This is a genomic window from Legionella bononiensis (genome assembly GCF_016786215.1).
GTDB lineage: Bacteria > Pseudomonadota > Gammaproteobacteria > Legionellales > Legionellaceae > Legionella > Legionella bononiensis.
In genome coordinates this window covers 454,561-475,349 of the sequence record NZ_JADOBG010000022.1, presented here as the reverse complement: position 1 = coordinate 475,349, position 20,789 = coordinate 454,561, and the positions used below count along the sequence as shown (strand labels likewise).

The window sequence follows — 20,789 nt, the reverse complement described above, 5'->3', positions numbered from 1 at the left end:
ATTAGAGTTCCATACTCAACTCTTTCTTGCAAACTTCATCTTGTTCCATTTTACGAGGCATATTAAAAATGGATATTCTGGGCAGTTTTTCACGCACCCGCTTCATGGCATGCTGTAAAGTTACCGAGTCATTAAACAAATTTGGGTACGTACTTTTATTAGGTTTGCTGAAGTCTGGATTGGTATAGTGTTCACCTGTAATGGTCACATTGTTTTTATGCTGACTCCAAAAACGTAATAAGGACTGCATTCCCGTGTTCGTGATTCGTTCTGTGGGATGCTGTTGTTCCAGTACTTGGAAAATACATTTACAGCGCCACAATGTGTGATCGAGAGAAGGAGCCTGATGCAGTTGCTGCTCCAAAAGGGAACGTAAATGATGATTATTTTTTTGTAGACCCGATAACCATGCTTCTATGGCTTTGCTCGACAATAGAGGATTTTGAGGTTTCTCATGATTAAATACATCCACCTGATCCAGCCGTGAATTAACAACCGCATTGAATGTAATATTTATAAAATTATTCAGCAGGGTTTTTGCTTCCGTCACATTGATTTTATGTGCTTTAGTATTCCGGCGCAAATATTGGGATAAGCTGTTTTTAATAGTGCAGGCTGTTTCATAGAATAAATCCAGACCTTCATTGGTATTCAGCGAGTGATAACTGATTTGTAATCTGTTTATAAGAGGTTTTAAATCATGAAATGAAGTCATTTTATCCGAGAGGAGGTTGATGATGTTCATGACTTCACTATCGGATAGGAGTTGGTGTTTCAATTCTCTTTCTGCAAATTTCGCCCACTTATTCTGAGCCTTTTCTTTTGTACTGGTTTTATTCTCATTTGAAGTAAGTTCAACCCGGCAGATATTCAATAGCTTTTCTTGTTGTTCTGGTTCTGGATTAAGGTGAAATAATGAGAGTATTTTAATTAACAGAGTTATTTGGTTTTCGTTTAATACGTAGTCCTCAAGGACATGCGTATTATTTGAGGTGAGTAAATGGCGCAGTGGCCATTTTATGGTGTCAGGCAGCATTAATATTGTACTTTCCAGCGTAAGTGGGGTTAAGTCTGTAGTTAACTGTTCCACGTGATGATTGAAGAGCAAGGTCAATATCCATTGCTCATCAAATACCTTCAGGACATAGTTTTGAACTTTCTGAATGAGCTGATCTCTTCGCTGTAAAGCCTTCTGAATGGCGCCGTTAAATTGAAATAATTTGATATAGTTTCGTTTTCCTTCTATAGGTGTTTGCCTGTATGACTTGACTATCTGTTCCAACACTTCGTTTTGTTTTGAGTTAAGTGAAAATGTGGATTGCATGGTTTTGAGTAGTGTTTTAGGCTGATCTGAAAAAAGAGGGTGTGTTACACATTGGAATACAGCATGAATCAGATTGTTGTTGATAACGCCATTATATCGATGAAGAAGAGCCGACAAATCTTTATGTTCTGCCGCGTTTAACACGGGAGCAAATAACGAGCTCCAGTCCTCTCCCGTCAGGGGAAAGTCGGCTAGTACTTGTTGATTACAAAGGGTTAAATCTTCTGCGCTGATGTGAGGGTATAAAACACGAATCAGCTTCGTGGTATAGGCAATTACTGAGTTTTTTTTAGTTTCGAGCGATTGGTGTGTTCCTAACAAGTGTAACAAATAATCACGAGATTGAGCTGATACCTCTGTTTTGGTATTCAGTTCATTGGCTGGCGCAGCGGGAAGTGCCAATGGATTTTCAATATTTTTAATGGGTTTTCTTTTAAAATGCGTCAATTGCCAACTAAAAAAATCGCTAAGCATATGAAATGGAGTCGTAGTCGTTTGCCACAATCCAATAATGATACCGTGCCAGAATAATCCTTCTAATGCGCCTTTTAAGGCCCATAACGGTTTTAAGGGGTCATGTTGATGTGCGGCTGCAATTTGTTTTGCGCGCGTAAAGGTTTCGTAAATGGGGTTGTGGATAATCGCAAAAAGATGATATTTATGCATGATTTGTAGACCAGCGCCCACATGTTTTGCGCTCCAATCGATAAGACGATCATTCGTTTGTGGTTCTCCCTGTGGCGTGCCATCCGGGTCACGATAATAGGAGGGAAAATTATAATCGTGCATTCGTCCGTAATCGCGGGCTACTGATTTTGATGGTCCTTGGTGTTTAAGCGCGGCATAGAGCATTCCAGGTGTTTGTTTCCTGGATAAATTTTCCTGCTTATTCTGTTTTTGAGTATTAAAATAAGCTTTTATCGCATGTGTTTGTAATAAGGGACTCACATGCAGCTTAGCTTGCTTGGCTATTTCCTGAGCCAGTTCTTCAGAAGGTTGAGGATAGAAATAGGAGGTGATGTCACGTAAAAAGTTCAGTGTTTGATCATATCGAGACATGGCCTCAGGAGATACTTCAACCGGTTTGGTGACCGTAAGGTCGCGTATCAACTTGTCACATTTGGCTCTGTTTATGGGGTAAAAAGTATCCTTGGAATTAATAAAGGTCAGGAAACCCTGTTTGAATTGTTTATCGTCACGGCCTATATCGTACAGACTATAAATCAAGTTTTTGAACACGCTAAAAAATAATTTTTGGCACTCTGAAAAGTTTCGCTCATTATTGGCAAGGGTGTTGGTGAGCTTCTTGTGTTGTTCAGCAAGATAGTCACTACAAAATGGCGGTAGTGCGGGAGGTTGCTTTTGGGGATCAGGTAAAAAGCGTGTCTTGATCTGATCATAAGCCGACTTGAAGGTCGGACAGTATTCCATAATGCGGGCTGATTGCAACACGCGAATAACGAATGAAGCGCACAGTTCATTAGGTTGATTAAAATAGCGGTCAAAATTCTTGGGGATTACTCCTATAAAAGGTAGATAATCATCATTATCTCCGCGGATTACCTGGCCATAAAATGCATCTTCCAGAAATTGATCGGGAGCAACAGGATCATAGACAACATGTCCTCTGACGTTTCGATACATTGCTTGGGCATATTGCATTTGCAAAGGCCCCAAGGGATTGCCTGCATAACAGACTTTGGATTGCTCGCTATAGGTCGTATTTTTAGGAAATGCCTGGACGTCCAGAGTGCCGGCACGCCGGTACATCGGGGTTTGTTTTTCTTCCCCATCTCTTCCTTTAAAATAAGTGCCCTGGTTACTCGGTATTAAAAAACTGTCAATCTCGGTTAAGCCGCTTTTGTTGTTTCTGACGACATAGTGCTTTTTGTACTTTGGATAACGTTCATTCTCGAAGTAGGCTGGTTCTGGTAACAGATCGGTTACCAGATTATCGATTAGGGCATTGTAAATAACTTCATGATATTCAGAAGGTTGCAATTGACTCATATAATTAAAATCGGTCAAGAGTGATTGAAGTTCAAATTTTATGCCTATAGCGGCATTCATTTTTGCTTCAGAAGGACCTTGTCGATGAAGGCTGATTTGTTTAAATCGTCTTCCCCAATCAGCCTTGGACTCTCTGAATTTAAATGCATAGGCTCCAGCTTCGTTGGACAGGTTTACCGTTCCATCCCAATTCGCCCCAATACCTAACGCCAGACCAGGATTGATTTGAAATCCTTGTAACAACTCAAACAAATATTGTGACAGTATATTGATTTCAGATTTGCCAGGATTGAATTCTTCATCTGTAAAATTGACTAAGGTTTTTTTAAGTACGGTATTGATTTTTTCAGGGCTTAAAAAACTGATGGGTTCTTTTAAAAAGGGATTGACCAATATATCTGTGGAGCTGTCCTTCTTGTTTTTTTGGATAAATTCGACACCGAGTTGAGCTAAAGCAGTTTCCAACCATAATTGAAATAATTCAGTTGGCCACACGTCCATTCGATGGGACAGTTGCCGTCGAATGATGGCATGCAGCTGGTCCAGAGGAATAAAACGAGGAGGATATTTGACCTGAGCATCAAAATGACCACCCAATTTCATCCCAAAAGCATTAAGTAATAAGAACTCTGTTTCTGAATCCAGACGCCCTGCGCCATTAAAATTGTAATTATAATCCGGGATAAACGGGTTTTTGATAATAGGTTTCACATCCTGTGGTAAATCAATTACTTCAACAGGCGTTTTTATGGATTCAATGGATGAATGAATACTCGTTGGATCTGACGAAGATGCGGCTATAGGAATGTTTTCTCTGTTAAATACATCCACGGGTGAGATTTTTGACCAACCAGCCATCATTCCTATTAATTGCCATAAGGACTCATTATCACAATTTAATTGCCAGAACGAATCACTGTCTCGATAGAAGCCTTGTTCCTTTATCGCCGCGAGAATTGTTTTATAATGCTGTTCCAGACTCGTTTCCGAAAGAGCATCAATCTCACCACGATGATAAGCTTCTATAATTTCATTAAATTTCTGAATGGCCTGATTAATAGAGCGGCTGTGTTTAGGGAATTCACTTAGAACGATGGGAAGCCTGTATTGAAATAATGCATCAACATTAAAACTGCCTTCCAATTCCAACGTCAACGATGTCAACCGTCTCGCCAAATCTTTACTGGTCAGAGGTTCTGGTATAGCGAGACTAGTGTTTAATCGATTCACCACATCACGATTGGGGCAGAGAAGATTCAGCAGCGGATAAGCCTGCGCTAAAACAGCTTCCTCATTGGTTAGCTGTATACGAAATACATGAGGAAGCGAATGTTTTAATTTGCGAAAGTCTGCATCGGGTAAATAATTTGGCATAAATCCGCCTGTATCAATTTTAATTATTAGGAGATGCTATTTCCTCATAGTCTGCTTTCGGATGCGTCCAATCATGAAGCAGTTTTTCTTTCTTTTCTGCCAGAGTTTGTTGGGGGCGTTTATTTTCACCACGATTAAAAACGCTATTTCTAACGTGTTCTGTTCGTAATCGATCACACACTTTATTGACTATATGTTCCCAACTGCTTTGGGTTTTTCCACTTAACTGTTCATAATTGAGCATTTCACGCTTGAGTTTGTCCAGCAGGGAATTGGGTCCATGCTCAGAATGGAACGCTCTGTCAATAAAGGTAATTAATACTGCGTTAGCATCATCACAACCTTGAAAGCTATTATTTGAAATGAGACTGTTTGAGTTATGTACTCTATTACTCTCAATAATTCCGCCATGATCACTATGATAACTGGATAAAATAATACCGCCACGATGAAATCTTTGAATAATTTCTTCAAAGGCATCATCAGTTCCAGAGCCTTCAACCATAAGACGAATTAATAATTTATAAAATCCCTTTAAATCCAGGGTATTGGTTTCATTCTCATCTTCCAGAAGCGCAATCTGATCAATTCGTTGATTTACCGCTTCTTGAAATCCACGAAGGGAATCTTCGGTAACAACAGATTTTCCTGTTTTGCTGGCAAGTGAAATCCCGGCTGTACCTATGCTTCCTGCGACCAAAACACTTTGTGACTGCTCGTTTGAATTACGAGAGAGTCCATTGGGTTGAGACAATGCTTGCAATTCAAGAGCTAAAGCCTCACCTGGCCGTGGGTGAATACACAGTATTTCCATAATTTTTGCTATGGATAAGGAGGTATCCAATCCAAGAACGGAGGCTTGTAGTAACAGTTTTGTGGTTGTAGAAAGTATACTGGAAACACAATCTGTACCTATACCTGTTAATAAACTGCTCTCAGAACCACAATCCTTTGTTGATTGCGCGCTACTGTGAACAGGTTTTAATACCAGTTCTTTATCAATGCTATGTACTAACTCTCGTAGGGCATCAACACTGCCTGCAGTAGTTAAAGGGGCAACGGGTAATAATGCAGTAAGAGATAACATGGTGGCGCTGCATTGGCTAAATACTGAGGTCAGGGATCTTATCAGGCTGATTTGTGATGAATGTATCTCTAATTTATCCTGTAAAAGCTCAGGCTTTCGATCCAATTCACTGGCAATATTCCCCAGAGATACACCTAAGTGAGATAGTGTTAAACGCAAAGCCGAAATAACGTGAGTGAAATTGTTTTCTTGTCCTAATGCGCTATCATCTGCTATCGCCTCACGTGATAGTTTTGCTTCTTCCTGAGTTAACTCGCTTGATTTTTGGGTGGATTTATCAAGCTTTTCTTTATCCAGGAGTGTTAAGGAACGACTCAAGCAAATCTCAAATAATTCCTCGCACAATAAAGACACAGCACAAGAACCTGCGATATTGGTTGCAATAGATTCAGCTGAAAGTTGAATTGCAGTGCTGTTCTTAATGGGATCTCTCATGTGCAGCATTTCATCTTTAAAGTTGATGGTGAATGCCTGGATGACATTTAACGATTCGCTGATTACTTTGCTGATGATACTTTGTGCCGATACGGCTTCATTTTTGATTTCATCCTCAATGACGCTGGCCCTTTTTGCAACGACTATGGATTTTAAAACGGGTGTAATGAATGCGCTATGTGAGCATAATGCTGCAGCAATGCTGGAATTGGTCACTGTAGCCAGTTGTGATGCCATTGCCGCATTCAGGCCGGGGATCGGATTATGATTTGCTTCTGCATCATCCAGCACTTTCACTATATTGTTATAGAGTTTAGGCATTATGGCGTCAGACACAAGAGCGCTGTCTGAATACCCTGGTGCTGGAATTTGTTTGTCTTCTTTCAGTCTGTCTTCTTCCAGTTTGACTAATCGACGCAGCATTTCCTTCAAGGCGCCTGAATGGCATAAGGCTACTGTCATCGAGCGGGAAAAAGCCGTTTCTGCCAGGAAATATGTTGTTTTGGAGCTGGCTTGAATCACAGAGGATGAGTCCATGGATTGTTCTGCCAGTCTTGTCGCATTACTGGCAAAACTCAGATTGGATTTGAAGCCATTATCCAGTTGAGTTTTGTCAACACCATCACTCATTCTTTTTAATGCAAGACTGTATCGTAAGCCTCCGAGTAAGGCTTCTACACTGATACCGCTTTGTAACCCGATTAAAGCAAGTACTCCTACAGAACCTAATAAAAATCCGGTGCTGTTGCCTTGAAAAAAGGCTATGGTGGATTTACCAGCAGAATCCAAATCATTTCGCTCCATATCCGGCAGGATAAAATTTCGGTAAGAACGATGAGTTAATACCACGTGTTCCATGACGCTTTGGAGGTGGTGATTTAGGGAAAGTTTATCTGAAATGGGGCCTGTTCCTGTTAATTTAGCACTGCCTTTATTAGAGTCCAGCACGGATTGTGCGTATTCTTTAGCTTTTAATTGTTCTGCTTCATTAAGTTGCAAGGGGATGCTGGGGCTTTCTGCCAATGTGCGCAGTTCCCTCAAGGCTGAGTACATACCGGCAATCACATTCAGAGACGCGATCAGTGAGCCGGAAGTAACGGCTTCACTCATACCTAAGGCTACGGGAGCTGATACACCTAATTGCTCGCATCGTTCAAGCCTTTCTTGCAATGCACACACTCGGGACATGAGTTTATCCAGATCTGCACCTGTCATTTCCTGACGGGATTGCAAGACGACTTTGCTTTCCTCATTACTTCCCTTGTCATTTTTAGTAAAGTCCACACTTCCACTGAGTTCACGTGAAATCATCCCGGTAAAGCCAGGAATAAGACTGGAGGCAATGACGAGAGCGGAGTGACTATGCACGGTGCCAATAGCGCTTGAAGCGATAACTTCATGGTTTTCGATTGCTTGAAGCTCACCATCAATATGTTCTATTGCTTTATCAAATTGATGGCAAAAATCAGTAACATTTTGCGAGTGATTTAAAGCATCTCCTCCAGAGATGTCTTTGAGCAGACTGGCTTTGGACGCAGATTCCTGGGTATTTTGCGAAAATTTATCTTGTTCTTGCGTTAATGCATGTTCCGCTGCAGTTACAGCAAGAACAGAAGAGTTCACTGCCTGTAATGATTTGACAAATGGCATTGCCGTTAACATTCTTATAAATACGGACATCCCGGGGCTGGTCACGCTATGGTGTTCTTGCATTTCTGCTGCAAGTCCATAATTTAAAAGCGCTTCCTCAAGCTTGCGAAGAGCCATTAATGATTCCTGACTGTTCTTGCTTTGGGAAAAGGTTGTGCAACATTCCTGGAATGCCTGATATACATTTTTTTCTTTTGGATTTGAGGTCTCTTCTTTTGAAAAATGGGCAACAGCGCTAAGCTCACGCAGTGCGGAACCCAGAGCATCAACCACAAGAGCTATAAGACTGGCTGTCCCCAGAGAACCAGCAGTTGCGGTATTCGCGCTGGTTTCTACCAGATGTCGATGTGATTTGCCCGCACTTCCATTATGTTTAAAATCATGATCAATATTTTTGTTCAATTGATCCGAAATATTACTCAAATTCATCCATAAGGCATGAGAGTTAGCCGATAATCCACTTTTTTTATCTTTAAGTTCTTGTTCTAGGTCAAGAGTAGAGGCTCGTTGGGTTTGAGAAAATTGTTTGTAGTGTTCAACTGAATGTAAAATTCCCTCAATACAGGCTTTGACATCGAGGGGTAATTGAGCGATATGTGATACGGTCATCGCAGGTCCAAGTAATGCTTTTTCTACCGTTGAAGCGACAGCATTGTGCGTGAAACCAAGCATTTCCTGGAGATCGTCAGGGAATAAATTCAAGCCAGGAGCTTTATCATCACGAAATTCATCAATACCATTAAATAGTAGATTCAATGCTTTTAATAATGAATCGCGTTTTGCTACATCACTTTCTTGTAAAACTTTTGATGATACCAGTCCGGATTTTTGGCTACCAGCAACAGCGCCACTCATTGATGAGCCCACAGTTCCTGGAACAGCAGAGGTAGTCATGGAAAATGGTGCTAAAAGGTTTTCTCCTGGCATGATAATAACGTCCTGTAATTAACATTATAAGAATTAGAAAGAACTGAGGAGGTCATCGAACAGAGTATCTGAACTGATACTTTATATCACTATGTCGTTTCCAACCTTGCAGAGTCCATTCTGCTCTAATTTCGTAAGGTCTGTTTAAAACAGGGATTACACACCTTATGAAAGAGCTTATTTTTAACATGTAATATTATTTTGAACAAGGATAGATTTAATTGAGGTTTTGAATTTCAAATGCATTATTGAATCTTCCATGAACGAACTTGCTAGAGATTTAAATTGGTATAGGTCATGTTAGCAATCGCGATTTTTAGAGTAAATATTAAAAAAATGATAACCACTATTAATAATTTTAATGATTTTGATATGGATTTATTCATCAATTTGCAGTAAGCCAATAAAAATCATTGAACTCATGAACATCTTATTGAAGTAATTACCAAAATGATAAGTTAAAAAAGGTTTATAATTATACATGTGAATTTATTTTAAACAGCTCTCCAGGTTTTCTGGTCTATAACTTATCTTGGTTTGTGATATGAAAAAACCCATTGATATTCTGAACTCGCTCGGTCTTCTTTATGAAAAGACTCAATTACCCGTAATCGAGTCTTCAGCTGAACCTAATGGAGGAGTTTTAAACATTGATCGGGTTTTGAGTGATAATCCCGAATGTTGGGATATAGTCACTTCGGGTACTTCGCAATTAGAACAAAAGACTATTTTTATAAATTGTGATTTTAATGAAGACTTAAAAGACGATTACCTGAAAAAAAGAATTATCAGTAAATTAATTGAAGATGGTTTTATTATTTATTTTCGTACATCTAAAGGATTTATCACATTAGAGGATCCTTTACGCGTTGAAATCGATTTACCCAACATGGTTCCAATCACACCTCAACAGCAGAGTGTTGAAATAAAAAATTTAAATGTAACAAAAGATCGTACTGAAGTATTTGATAAATCCAGATTGGATGAACTATCGGAACAGATTTTAAGTACCCCTGATTTATTTTTTCATTTTATTAACTTTAGCGGATTAAATGATTTTTCTGGATTAATTTCAGACGTTAATTGCACTGAGTGTGTTTATTCTTATCTGAAAGGAGGTGTTGAATGGAGTGATGATGCTCCTTCTCATTTTGATGCTGGGCAGGATTGGTCCGCGAAACACGAGTTGTTTGAACGTAAAGTTTTAAAAGAAAATAAATCAATTAACCTCTACCCCCAGTTTTTACCTTCAATTCAAAATTCCGAGATAGATGACGAGATAAAACATGAATTGTATTTGGATTATCTGTTGAATTGGCATCTTGATTTATTAAAAAAAATTCGTTACGCAAGCATACCGAACACTGAATGTAATTTAATTACCTTACTGAATCAAGCCGAGTCTTTAATCTCTCTTTCTCTGAATCATTGTGAGTTGCTCCCCATTGGAGAAGAACAGCTTTTTACTTCATCATTGCGACATCTGGAAATTAAGGATACTCCTGTCCCGGCGGATGTTTTGTCAGAAGTGCTTCTTCATGCGCCAAACCTAGCCTCACTTGCGATTAGTGGTTTTGAAATAAATGAGGATACAGAATTTAATCTTCAACATAGAAACCTATCAAAATTACAGAATTTAATTCTCGAAAACAAATTGAGATTATCTGTTCAGCAATTAAATGCGCTACTTAATGCGACGCCCAATTTAAATAAACTAAAGCTCGATTCGATCAACCTTAATTACGATTCATCACTGCACATTAACTATCCTCTTATTCATCTAAAAGAGTTGGATATAACATTCACTTTTGGCTTGAGTGAACTCTATTATCTTTTAAGTAACACACCTAATTTAGAGGAGTTGACTTTATCTGGAATAAACAATGTTCTTTCAGATGGATCTTTATTTCAAACAACGAATGAGTACAAAAATTTAAAAAAGTTGAATATAACTGATTCTACTTTAAGTCCCGAACAACTCAGCGCTTTATTAAAAATAGCTCCAGAGTTATGTGAATTAGAACTAAAGAATAGTTTTCTCTTTGATGATCAACCATTCGATCTTAAAGAAAATGCACTTTCCCAGTTAACCCATTTCAATGCTTCGGGAACATACATCACTACATCTCAATTAAAATGCATTTTTGACGCTGCACCTAATTTACAATTTCTAGGTCTCAATCCAGTTGATGATTTTCCTGAGTTTCTTGATAGTCTGAAAGCGAACTTATTACCTTCCTTAACTACAGTACAATCTGAATTGGATTGTTTAAGTGTTGCTGAGCTTATCCAGTTAGTAAAAATTGCTCCCAATTTGAACATGATTAGAATGTTACAACCAGACAAGGATGGGGAGGCAGCTTTGAATTGGTTTATCCAAAGTTATCCTCATATTAAAATAATCTATTTGGCGCCTCCCTCCCCAACAGAACGTTATTCTGAACGCTCTCAATTCAATGTTTCTTCCAAGTCATTGGATGGCCATATAGCCGATAAAAACAGTATTCCAATACTGCCCGCCAGGACATTATTTAAGGCTAAAGAAGAAACTCAGCCTCATTTCAGTCATTATCATCTGAATTCTTTTTCCTGGGATTCCGGAACCAGAACTTTTGTGCCGGAAATACCACAAGAAAGTAATTTGGAACCAATTGACGAATCAATGGAGCTAACCAATCAACAGGTAGATGATTTATTTAATCGTTCTGAACCGTCTAAAAAATATATTTATGGCCAAATCTCATTGAGTCAACCAGCATTCAATCAATGGATACAGGTACCGGCCTTAAGTATGGATGATGAATTGGTTTATTATGCCAACAGCACTGCGGATTTTGAATTAAAAAAAGACAAATATTCAGGGTATTATTTTATCAAGTTTAATAAACCTGCATTATCTTGCGTTTTTAATTACATCATCCATTCTTCGGAATCTGTGGATGACACCCTCAATCATGATGTTCCAGAGGAGCATTTGGATTGGTTATCAAAATGTACTTTTGATTTGAATGGACGATTAATTCATTCTTCTGAATATCAAAAACTGCGGGCACTTGATTACGATCAACGTGTCCAGGCTCTGGCTTCATTCTGCAGATTTCCAGATACATCCTCGGCTCATAATATTACAGGTGATGCTATAGACCTTCTTAATGGTCTAATCCACCAACGAGCGGGAGTATGTCGTCATCGTGCACAATTGTTTGTAGCAATGGCTGAGTCACTCGATATTGATGCTGCATTGATTAGTAATGATGTACATGAATTCGTTAAGGTGCGTGATGGGAATCGCCGTTATAGCCTTGATTTAGGAGGAGGGGCTGCTCAGCTTATCGATTTACCGATGCCTGCTCTGAGCAATTTAGCTGATAAGCAATCTCATCTAACTCAGGCTGAGCAGCTTTTAAAACAAGAACAGGACGCTAAAAAGAAGGTAAAAAAACACTTTATTCCCTTGACCGAGGATAACCGATTTCAGACCTGGAATAACCTTCCTCTTGTGGCACATGATGCAGCTGAACTTGTTGAGGCACTTACTGCAAAAGAGGCCTGTGCAAGACAATGGCTGATTTTTAAGGATAAACAGGGACTTGAAGCTCTTCATCAGGAGTCGACTCAATATCCAAATTGTTTTTTCTCTCGAGATCTGGATACTCTGAAACTGGAATCTCTTCGTATTGATAAGGGTAAGGATACGAAAGTAGACAGTCCTCTAAGTCTGTTCATTAAAACAGCTGCCTCTAATCCCAATGAGACCTATACCTGGTTTATTAACTGGTCTGATCCTAAAGCACGACATGTCGGATTAAACAGTGTAATTGATAATGACGGCCGTAATCTGGATGGATTGGTTATACCGTCTAATGTTCATATTGTAGTGGCAACTGATCAGACCTCCGCATCAAAAATGGGGGATGATTTTTATTCCCGCTTCGATGCGATAAGCCAGGCTCCAGATCTTCCTGCCATGAAACTACCGGAGATAATGGTAAATCAGCCCATCAATGAGAGCGATATATTATTTCCCTCTCCGCTGACTTGGGAAACTGTATTGCTTGGCCGTCCTACACTTGATAATGGCATTCTGGATATGATTCCTGGCGCCCTGATGACGGCGTCTGTAACCAAGGCGGAGCAGTTAACGTTACATAACGCCCCGTTTGAAGATCCTAAATTTCGTTTTTTTATCAATGAATTGATGAGAAGCAAGCGGTTTTTTTTCAATGGGGAGTGGCATCAGTTATCAGAACAGGTTCATTTTAATTTTGTTACTCCTGATTTATCGACCTATCCCTTGATCATTGCGCCTGGTGAACATCTGAATTATACCCGCGTAGTGAATCAGAACACCTATCCTTTGTTGTTCAATCAATACAAAATTGGTGCCGATCAGCGGCTAAAACCACAAGTGGGTTTTCTCGAGTCCGACTCATCAATAAAACTGATAATTACTGAACATCTGACTGAAATTCAGTGGTATAACCTCTTAAAGGAAGCTAAAGAAAAGAATTGTGCTTTATCCATTCAGACAACACCGGATGTTTTTATTCCTGACCCGTTACGTTCACTGGTCACAGTTGGTCCGCCTTTAAAGAATAATGACACTCTGTTTATCACGACTGATTTGGATGCCGTTCAGGATGCCAAGGTAGATGAACAGGCCATAGTTATTAATGTAGATCTAAAAACCAATTTTAATCAGTTGTTTTACCATGTCTCATTAAATAATCGAGAATTTAATGGCCAGGAAACTGAATTGTTAAACGCCATTAAAACGGGTAAACCAGTCATTTTGAAGGGACGATTTTCCGTAACCCTGGCGCAACAATTACAGACACTTTTTGTTGATCCTCCAACCATTTGGGTCAATGGGGAGTCAGTTTTAGCGAATAATCTGATCCTGATAAGCGATGATGCTACTCCCTTTAAAGCCATACAACTTAATGAATATGTGTACCAACCTGAAATGGATTTTAATCGATTAACCAAGGACTTAGATGACAAGTTAAAAAAAACGTATCAAAGGCTCAGGGTTACGCCGTGTCATAGTCATTTTGCAGATCTGCCCGAAGATATTGTGTTGCATGAAGCCTGGGTCGACAATTTAATCAAGCGGCTGGAATGGAGGGCAGGAGCGCTCCCTGAAAGTACCGGCCCAACATCACCTGTGACCGTGATGAATTATCTGGAACACCATTCCTTTGTATTTCTCATCAGCAAAACAGGTGAAGGGAAAAGTCATTTTGTCCAGAAGACTTTAAGGGAATATTGTCGCAAGCAGAATAAACCAATCACTCTTTATTATGAAATGACGGGGATTAAAGATTGGTTACGGCATACAGGAGAGAGTCAGCCCGTATTGTTTATTGATGAGGCCAACCTGGCCAATGAACATTATGCGGTCTTTGAAGCTTTGGCTCGCGGCGATAAACACTTCTGGTTTGAAGGAGAATGTTATCCTCTGACGAACCATAAAGTCATTTTTGCTGGAAATCCAACTCAATATGAAGGGCGATTTGAGCCCGATTTATTCAAACATTACCCGAATTATCTGCCGTTTAAGGGACAGTCTCTAGAGAACATTTTAACTCCTTTGCTTGCGCAGTATGATAATGCAAATAAAATGCTTGGGCTTATAGAGACCTACTATGGCAAAGCACAAGACGCGGGACTTACGATTACCCCGCGAAATGCTCAGATGATGTGTCTGCGATTTTTTATCTTAAAGGAATCGCTACACACTCAATTATTGCCCGATGATTTTTTGTTGCGTTACGCCATCTTAAGTGAAATCAAAACATTAACTCTGGATAAAAAGCTGAGTCGGGATATTCGAACCGATATCAAACAGGCGACATCTTGGCGCCAAGATAAAAATAAATTAAAAGATGCTGTTCAGAACGCTGTGCCCCAATCCAGTGATCAGCAATTCGTATGGACTGAATCACGCAATAAAGCAGCATATGCCATTGAAACCTTGTTACTGATTCGTGATAAGAAAGTTAACGGTCAATTTAAGCAAGAACATGGCATTAATGGGCTCATTATGGAAGGTGAGCCTGGTCTGGGTAAAAGTAAATTGGTCAGTTCGTTGTTAAAAGCCAAAGGGGTGGATTGTGTAACGATTTCGCCCACAACTCCTGATCTCATGCAAAACAAACTATTAGAAGCTTTTCATAAAGGTCAGGTAGTCGTTATCGATGAGTTTAATACTCTTGTTAACGAGCAATTATTGAATGCGTTACTTTCTGGATACGATTTGGAGGGTAATCCTCCGCATAATCCTGGTTTTTGTATTATTGGTACTCAAAATCCCACTACTTTTCATGGTCGACAGATGCTTTCTAACGCTTTGGACAATCGATTAATGCATATTGAGTTACGCCATTATAAGTTCAATGAGTTTAAAGAGATTCTGACTAAAAAATTCAATTTAACTCCTGATGATGCAGTCAAATTGACAGAAGAGTATTTGTCTGCCAGGAACTTTGCCAGAGAACAAGGTTTATTTCCTCCTCCAAATCCACGAAATATCATTAATAAAGCTGAAGATATGCACATCCAAACAGATACATCCCACTCGAATAAGTGAAATGAACAGGACTTTCGAAAAACGCCCAATCTCTTCGTTAATGATTCCTTTTTACCTCGACCTTGGGGTTTTTCGTAAGTCCTGATAAATTGTCTTATTTTTCTCCAGTCACTAAATATATAGTAAAGTTAAATTGATATTCTCCGTGGTATTTACGCTGACATTCATTATCAAAATATTGAACCATAGCTTCATTGACTCTTTTAATATCAGGTTCTGCTAACTGTCCTTGATAGAAGGCAATACCATTAACGAATTTTCTAAATACATCCAGTGAGGGCAGGACAATCGATTGTTTGCATAATTTCACGTTGAGTTTTTTGCAGGCTATGTCCTTCAGTTTTTTATCCAGATGGTCCATCTGGGAGTAGTCAACCGGTGGTTTGAAATCAGACAGGACACTGAATTGGCCTGAGTCTCTAAGAGCATAATAACTCATAATGAATGGATCATCACCTGATGGGAACAAGGTAAAAAAAGTACCGCCTTGTTTTAGAGCTTTAATAATATTTACAAAAGACTCATAGATGTCAGTGGCCCACTGCAAGCACCAGAATGAGACAATAGAATCAAACTGTTCGGTGTAATTCATACTGATTACATTGTCTTTTTTAATCGAAAAATTGGGGTACTCTAATGTGATTTCCTGAGCCAGTTTTAACATATTTTCTGATGCATCAATTCCCAATACGGAACCGTGTGGGACCATATCAAGTATCTTTCGAGTATAAGTGCCATTGCCACAGCCAATATCCAATACCTTGTCAGTTGGAGCAATATTGAGTTCTGATAGGTGATGATCGGCTACAGATGCCTGAATATAAGAGCCAATTGCATAATCATTTGCAGGCCAATCGCGTTCGGACATAGTAACTCCATTTAATAAAGTACACATGATTGAATAATAATTAAATCTTCAAATAATCAAATGATGAATATAGCTCTTTAATAAGTAAAAAGTCTATTTAATCTAAAAATTCTGGTCTGCAACCCCTGTTTTAATTTAGTATGACTATCTGTTTCAAGTTTTGGAAGTCTTTAATTATAAAGGAGTATTTTATGTCTCAATTGCCAAACCAGAACATTGTTTGTGTACTTTATGATGATCCCGAATCAGGTTTCCCCCCTGAATATGCTCGTGATTCCATTCCACAGTTATCCCAATATCCAGATGGTCAAAGTATGCCATCACCAACTGAGATTGATTTTATTCCCGGGGCGTTATTAGGCTCTGTTAGTGGTGAATTGGGATTAAGACATTTTTTGGAACGCATGGGGCATCGATATGTAGTAACCAGTGATAAGGAAGGCGCTAATTCAGTTTTTGCACGAGAATTAAAGGATGCCAATATTGTCATTTCTCAACCTTTTTGGCCCGCCTATTTAACTCGGGAGCGCATACAGCAGGCTCCACAACTCAAATTAGCTATTACTGCGGGTATTGGTTCTGACCATGTGGATTTACAGGCAGCCATGGAACATAACATCACTGTATGTGAAGTGACTTTTTGTAACAGTATCAGTGTTGCGGAACACGCTGTCATGATGATTCTGGCTTTAGTTCGCGATTATATTCCACAATATAACACGGTGTTGAAAGGCGGTTGGAATATTGCGGATTGTGTAAGTCGTTCTTATGATTTGGAAGGTATGCAGGTAGGGTGTGTGGCAGCAGGACGTATCGGACTGGCAGTTTTAAGACGATTAAAACCATTTGATGTCGGATTACATTATACAGACAGACACCGATTGTCTGCTGCTGTGGAAAAAGAATTAAATTTAACCTATCACCCTAATGTTGAGTCCATGGCAAAAGTGTGTGATGTTGTCTCTATTCATTGCCCCTTACATCCTGAAACGGAGCATTTATTTAATGAACAATTAATCAAGCAGATGAAACGGGGCGCTTACTTGATTAATACAGCGCGTGGCAAAATATGTGATAGAGACGCTATAGCTGACGCGTTAAAATCAGGTCATCTGGCCGGTTATGCTGGTGATGTATGGTTTCCACAACCTCCATCAAGTAACCATCCATGGCGGAGCATGCCGCATCATGCCATGACCCCTCATACTTCAGGTACAACCTTATCAGCACAAGCTCGATATGCCGCTGGTGTTAGAGAAATTCTTGAGTGTTGGTTAGGTAACAAACCTATTCGAGATGAATATTTGATCGTACACAATGGCAGATTAGCTGGTGTAGGTTCGCATTCTTATAGCGAAGGAAACAGCACAGAAGGGGCTGTTTAATGTTATTGAGTTACTGGTCTTGAGTTGTTTCTGATTATTCTTGAGATGAAGGCAGGTACAAATCTGCCTTCTACCGCAGATGATTAGAGCAAAGGGTGAGAGACTCCCGGTTGACTCGGATAATCAAGCAAAGATCCTCTGGGCAAGGGGTTCGCAGTTGAAAATAATGTGCTGTTTGGTAGACTTGCAGGCATTCCACTTCTATTTTGACTTTGTTTCAGATTATTGTTCTTTTGTTTTTTTACATCTGGATGGGGTTTTGAAAAAAACGAGCTGCTGCTCTGGTAATCCGTTGGAGTTTGGTGGGTTTTTGTCTTATTGCTTAATGGTTCATCAGGAGGACATGGCTTTTCTGGTTCCCCTCGATGTCTCTTTGATTGATTTTCCTTCCCTGATAACGCAGGTAAAGCAAAATATTTGTGATTTTGAGCCAGTAAATTAAGGCAAGGTGACATATCAGTCATTGACTTAGAATCGAGTTCAGATATTTTTCCTTCAATTACTTCATGAGTGAAGCAATCTCCATTTGTCTTAAAAGTAAAATAATCAATTAACTGGCCAAATCCTGAGAATACATAATCGATATTGTTCTGGAGATTTTCATCATCAAGAGGGAACGCCAGATTTAACCAAGGGTCCATTAATATTTGTTCATTAACAATGACAATAAAATGATTTTTAAATGTTGCCAGCCTGAGCGTATGGATTAGGGAGTTCATGTTTTGAGACTCAAGTACTAAAGCGGCAAATCCAAAAAAAGCTTTTTCCTGACAATTTCCAAATCCAGATTGCTTGGTCAAGAGTGCTATATCAAGAATTTTACGTAACCAGCTTATACGCCGGTTATTCAATATACTATCCGCTGAATCTTGAGTTAATTTGACTAAAACCGCATCTTCCTCATTGTCCGTAGGTAAATCAGAAGAGCAAATTTCTTGAGCTAATTGATTCACTGCGACAATCATATTCCAGACTGTGATATCATCCGTACTGAAATCATACTGCTTTTTTGTGGCAAGCGCTTTTTTTCTTACGTCAACAACATCTGAATGGGTGAGTTCTGCATATCTGTTTGCTTTCCTTGATTCCAGTTTTTTTGATTCCGGATGGGGGTTTATATCCTTTTCAGCAATTGTGGCGGAAACTAGTTCTGCATTTTTAGCTTTTAATTGATGAAAACTGGAATAAAAGTCATCAAGGAACAACTGACGTTGTCGTTCGCTAATAGGGGCGCTTTCTAAAGCACAGAATTTGGTGTCCATATATTGCTCTTTTGGTAATAGTATTGGTAAATATGGATTGGTATTATAAGGTTTGAACATTAAGAGAGTATTAATTAACAAAATATCATTGAATTAAATCGTGCACATTTGCTCATATATGATACATTTGGATGTTTTTTGTGATAAAATAATCAATTAATTTCAGATTTTAACAATTTGGGTTGTTATCATGCGGTCACAGGTAATACATAAGATTGTGAAACAAGTTACATCAGAGATCCATCAGGAAATAAGAGCGTGTAACATACCTGGTGAAAAGCAAAAAAATCGATTTTTTTCTACTCTTGCATACATGTCTCAAAGTGCTTCGGACACTATACTTGCAAACACGGAGTTGTCTTTTTTGGAGCGTATACTTCTGTGTGTCAAAAAAATAACAGAATTTGGAGCAGGTAACTGTCAGCTTCAGTCTTTTGTAGCCCTGGATAGATTAATAAGACAATTTGTTGCTGTTACTTTGTCGACTAATGATGTATGTATTCCTTTATCGATCTATACTACTTCCCATCATGCTTTTCTCTTGGTGAATGACTCTCTGGTCTGCGATCCATGGAATAATTATGTTGGCTGTATTAAGGAGAGTCCAATTGATTTGTCGAATAGAAAGGAATATTTTGGCATAAGATCGAACTGGGAATGTTATGATTCAGGCGATTATGATCCTTATTCTACTCAATATACCTATGCATTAATGCAACAAATAGAAATTGACTCTAAAAAGAAACTAGGAATTGGATGCGTGTTGAAAGAGCATAGTGGTGAGAGTGACATTGTTTTAGATAATAATTTATCCTATCAGAGATAATTGTTCGAGACTTGTGCTTCTATTGCTTTATTTATTTCCATCTAATTATTAATAGCTGTTGACCATACCGATTTCTAAGTATCTTGACGTTAGGGATCTATGGATGAATGGCCAACAGATTCTATTTTTTTAATAATATATTTTATATTGAAGATCATGGGATAGTTTGTAATTATTCTCAAGTCGTTACCCTATACAACTCTTCCGGCATCACTAATGAGAGTTAAAAACTGCTGAGGTAAGTAAATGAATTCATTAACTAATAAAATTGTATTAATAACTGGAGCATCCAGTGGTATTGGTGAAGCATGTGCGCGCTTGTGTGCTGCTCAGGGAGCCCGGCTTATTTTAAGTGCGCGCCGAACAGAGCGTTTGGAACAATTGGCTCAAGAATTAACACAACAGTTTAAAAATATAAATTATAGTGTTCCTCTTGATGTGCGGGATAAAAAACAAGTGAAACTGCAGTTAAGTTCATTACCTGAGGAATGGTGCTCAATCGATGTGCTAATTAACAATGCAGGTCTTGCTTTAGACACTCTGCCTATCTCTCAAGGTATAGACGATCATTGGGATACCATGATTGATACTAATATCAAAGGTCTTCTCTATGTCAGTCGAGAAGTCATTCCGGGAATGCTGGAGCGGGCTAGAGGGCATGTAGTCAATATAGGATCGATCGCCGGACATGAGTGCTATCCAAATGGGAACATATATTCAGCAACGAAACATGCAGTACATGCATTATCTAAATCGATGCGATTGGATATGCTTGGGAGTGCTGTCAGAGTCACTGAAATAGCTCCAGGTGCAGTAAATACTGAATTTAGTGAAGTACGTTGGAATGATAAAAAAAGAGCTCAGGATTTTTATAAGGAATTTCAGCCCTTATTGGCAGATGATGTTGCCGATGCGGTAATCTATTGCATCACTCGACCACAACATGTTGATATTGAACAAATGATCATCATGCCTACAGTACAAGCTTCTGCGAATCATTTACATCGCGAGGTTCGTTAAAAGTAATCCAAGAGTTGTTTTGTGGCTAT

The 20,789-nt window shown here is 39.0% G+C and carries 8 protein-coding genes; 4 read left to right on the top strand and 4 right to left on the bottom strand.

What is annotated here, in order from left to right; all coding sequences use genetic code 11:
* Window position 1 precedes the first annotated feature (1 nt).
* Both IZU94_RS15550 and IZU94_RS15545 read right to left on the bottom strand, forming a co-directional pair.
* Window positions 2-4,708 (bottom strand): hypothetical protein, encoded by a 4,707-nt coding sequence (locus IZU94_RS15550; RefSeq protein WP_203112704.1) that lies wholly within the window; start codon window positions 4,706-4,708, stop codon window positions 2-4.
* A 19-nt stretch (window positions 4,709-4,727) separates the two neighbouring features.
* Entirely contained in the window at window positions 4,728-8,807 is a 4,080-nt protein-coding gene (locus tag IZU94_RS15545) for a hypothetical protein (RefSeq protein ID WP_203112702.1), read from the bottom strand.
* Between the two features lie 544 nt (window positions 8,808-9,351).
* Here IZU94_RS15545 and IZU94_RS15540 point away from each other — a divergent pair.
* Window positions 9,352-15,399: a hypothetical protein gene (locus tag IZU94_RS15540; RefSeq protein WP_203112700.1), complete on the top strand. Its 6,048-nt coding sequence runs from the start codon at window positions 9,352-9,354 to the stop codon at window positions 15,397-15,399.
* 94 nt (window positions 15,400-15,493) lie between these two features.
* Here the strand turns inward: IZU94_RS15540 and IZU94_RS15535 are convergent, their stop codons facing one another.
* Window positions 15,494-16,267 carry a methyltransferase domain-containing protein gene (locus IZU94_RS15535; RefSeq protein WP_203112698.1) on the bottom strand — a complete coding sequence of 258 codons (774 nt, stop codon included), beginning with the start codon at window positions 16,265-16,267 and terminating at the stop codon, window positions 15,494-15,496.
* Between the two features lie 191 nt (window positions 16,268-16,458).
* Between IZU94_RS15535 and IZU94_RS15530 the strand changes: the two genes are divergently transcribed.
* On the top strand, window positions 16,459-17,652 hold the full coding sequence (locus IZU94_RS15530) for an NAD-dependent formate dehydrogenase (protein WP_203112696.1): 1,194 nt from the start codon (window positions 16,459-16,461) through the stop codon (window positions 17,650-17,652).
* Between the two features lie 83 nt (window positions 17,653-17,735).
* Here the strand turns inward: IZU94_RS15530 and ceg10 are convergent, their stop codons facing one another.
* The gene (ceg10, locus tag IZU94_RS15525) at window positions 17,736-18,914 is read right to left on the bottom strand and encodes a Ceg14 family Dot/Icm T4SS effector (RefSeq protein WP_203112694.1); all 1,179 of its coding nucleotides are present in this window, start codon (window positions 18,912-18,914) and stop codon (window positions 17,736-17,738) included.
* Between the two features lie 217 nt (window positions 18,915-19,131).
* Here ceg10 and IZU94_RS15520 point away from each other — a divergent pair, with 217 nt between their 5' ends.
* Both IZU94_RS15520 and IZU94_RS15515 read left to right on the top strand, forming a co-directional pair.
* Entirely contained in the window at window positions 19,132-19,740 is a 609-nt protein-coding gene (locus IZU94_RS15520; RefSeq protein ID WP_203112692.1) for a hypothetical protein, read from the top strand.
* Window positions 19,741-19,986: 246 nt separating this feature from the next.
* Entirely contained in the window at window positions 19,987-20,760 is a 774-nt protein-coding gene (locus IZU94_RS15515; protein WP_203112689.1) for an SDR family NAD(P)-dependent oxidoreductase, read from the top strand.
* Window positions 20,761-20,789 lie beyond the last annotated feature (29 nt).

What these genes read in the sequence shown, in the direction of transcription:
- IZU94_RS15550 (WP_203112704.1), bottom strand. Translation starts at nt 4,708, where the DNA reads ATGCCAAATTATTTACCCGATGCAGACTTTCGCAAATTAAAACATTCG.
- IZU94_RS15545 (WP_203112702.1), bottom strand. Translation starts at nt 8,807, where the DNA reads ATGCCAGGAGAAAACCTTTTAGCACCATTTTCCATGACTACCTCTGCT.
- IZU94_RS15540 (WP_203112700.1), top strand. Translation starts at nt 9,352, where the DNA reads ATGAAAAAACCCATTGATATTCTGAACTCGCTCGGTCTTCTTTATGAA.
- IZU94_RS15535 (WP_203112698.1), bottom strand. Translation starts at nt 16,267, where the DNA reads ATGTCCGAACGCGATTGGCCTGCAAATGATTATGCAATTGGCTCTTAT.
- IZU94_RS15530 (WP_203112696.1), top strand. Translation starts at nt 16,459, where the DNA reads ATGTCTCAATTGCCAAACCAGAACATTGTTTGTGTACTTTATGATGAT.
- ceg10 (WP_203112694.1), bottom strand. Translation starts at nt 18,914, where the DNA reads ATGGACACCAAATTCTGTGCTTTAGAAAGCGCCCCTATTAGCGAACGA.
- IZU94_RS15515 (WP_203112689.1), top strand. Translation starts at nt 19,987, where the DNA reads ATGAATTCATTAACTAATAAAATTGTATTAATAACTGGAGCATCCAGT.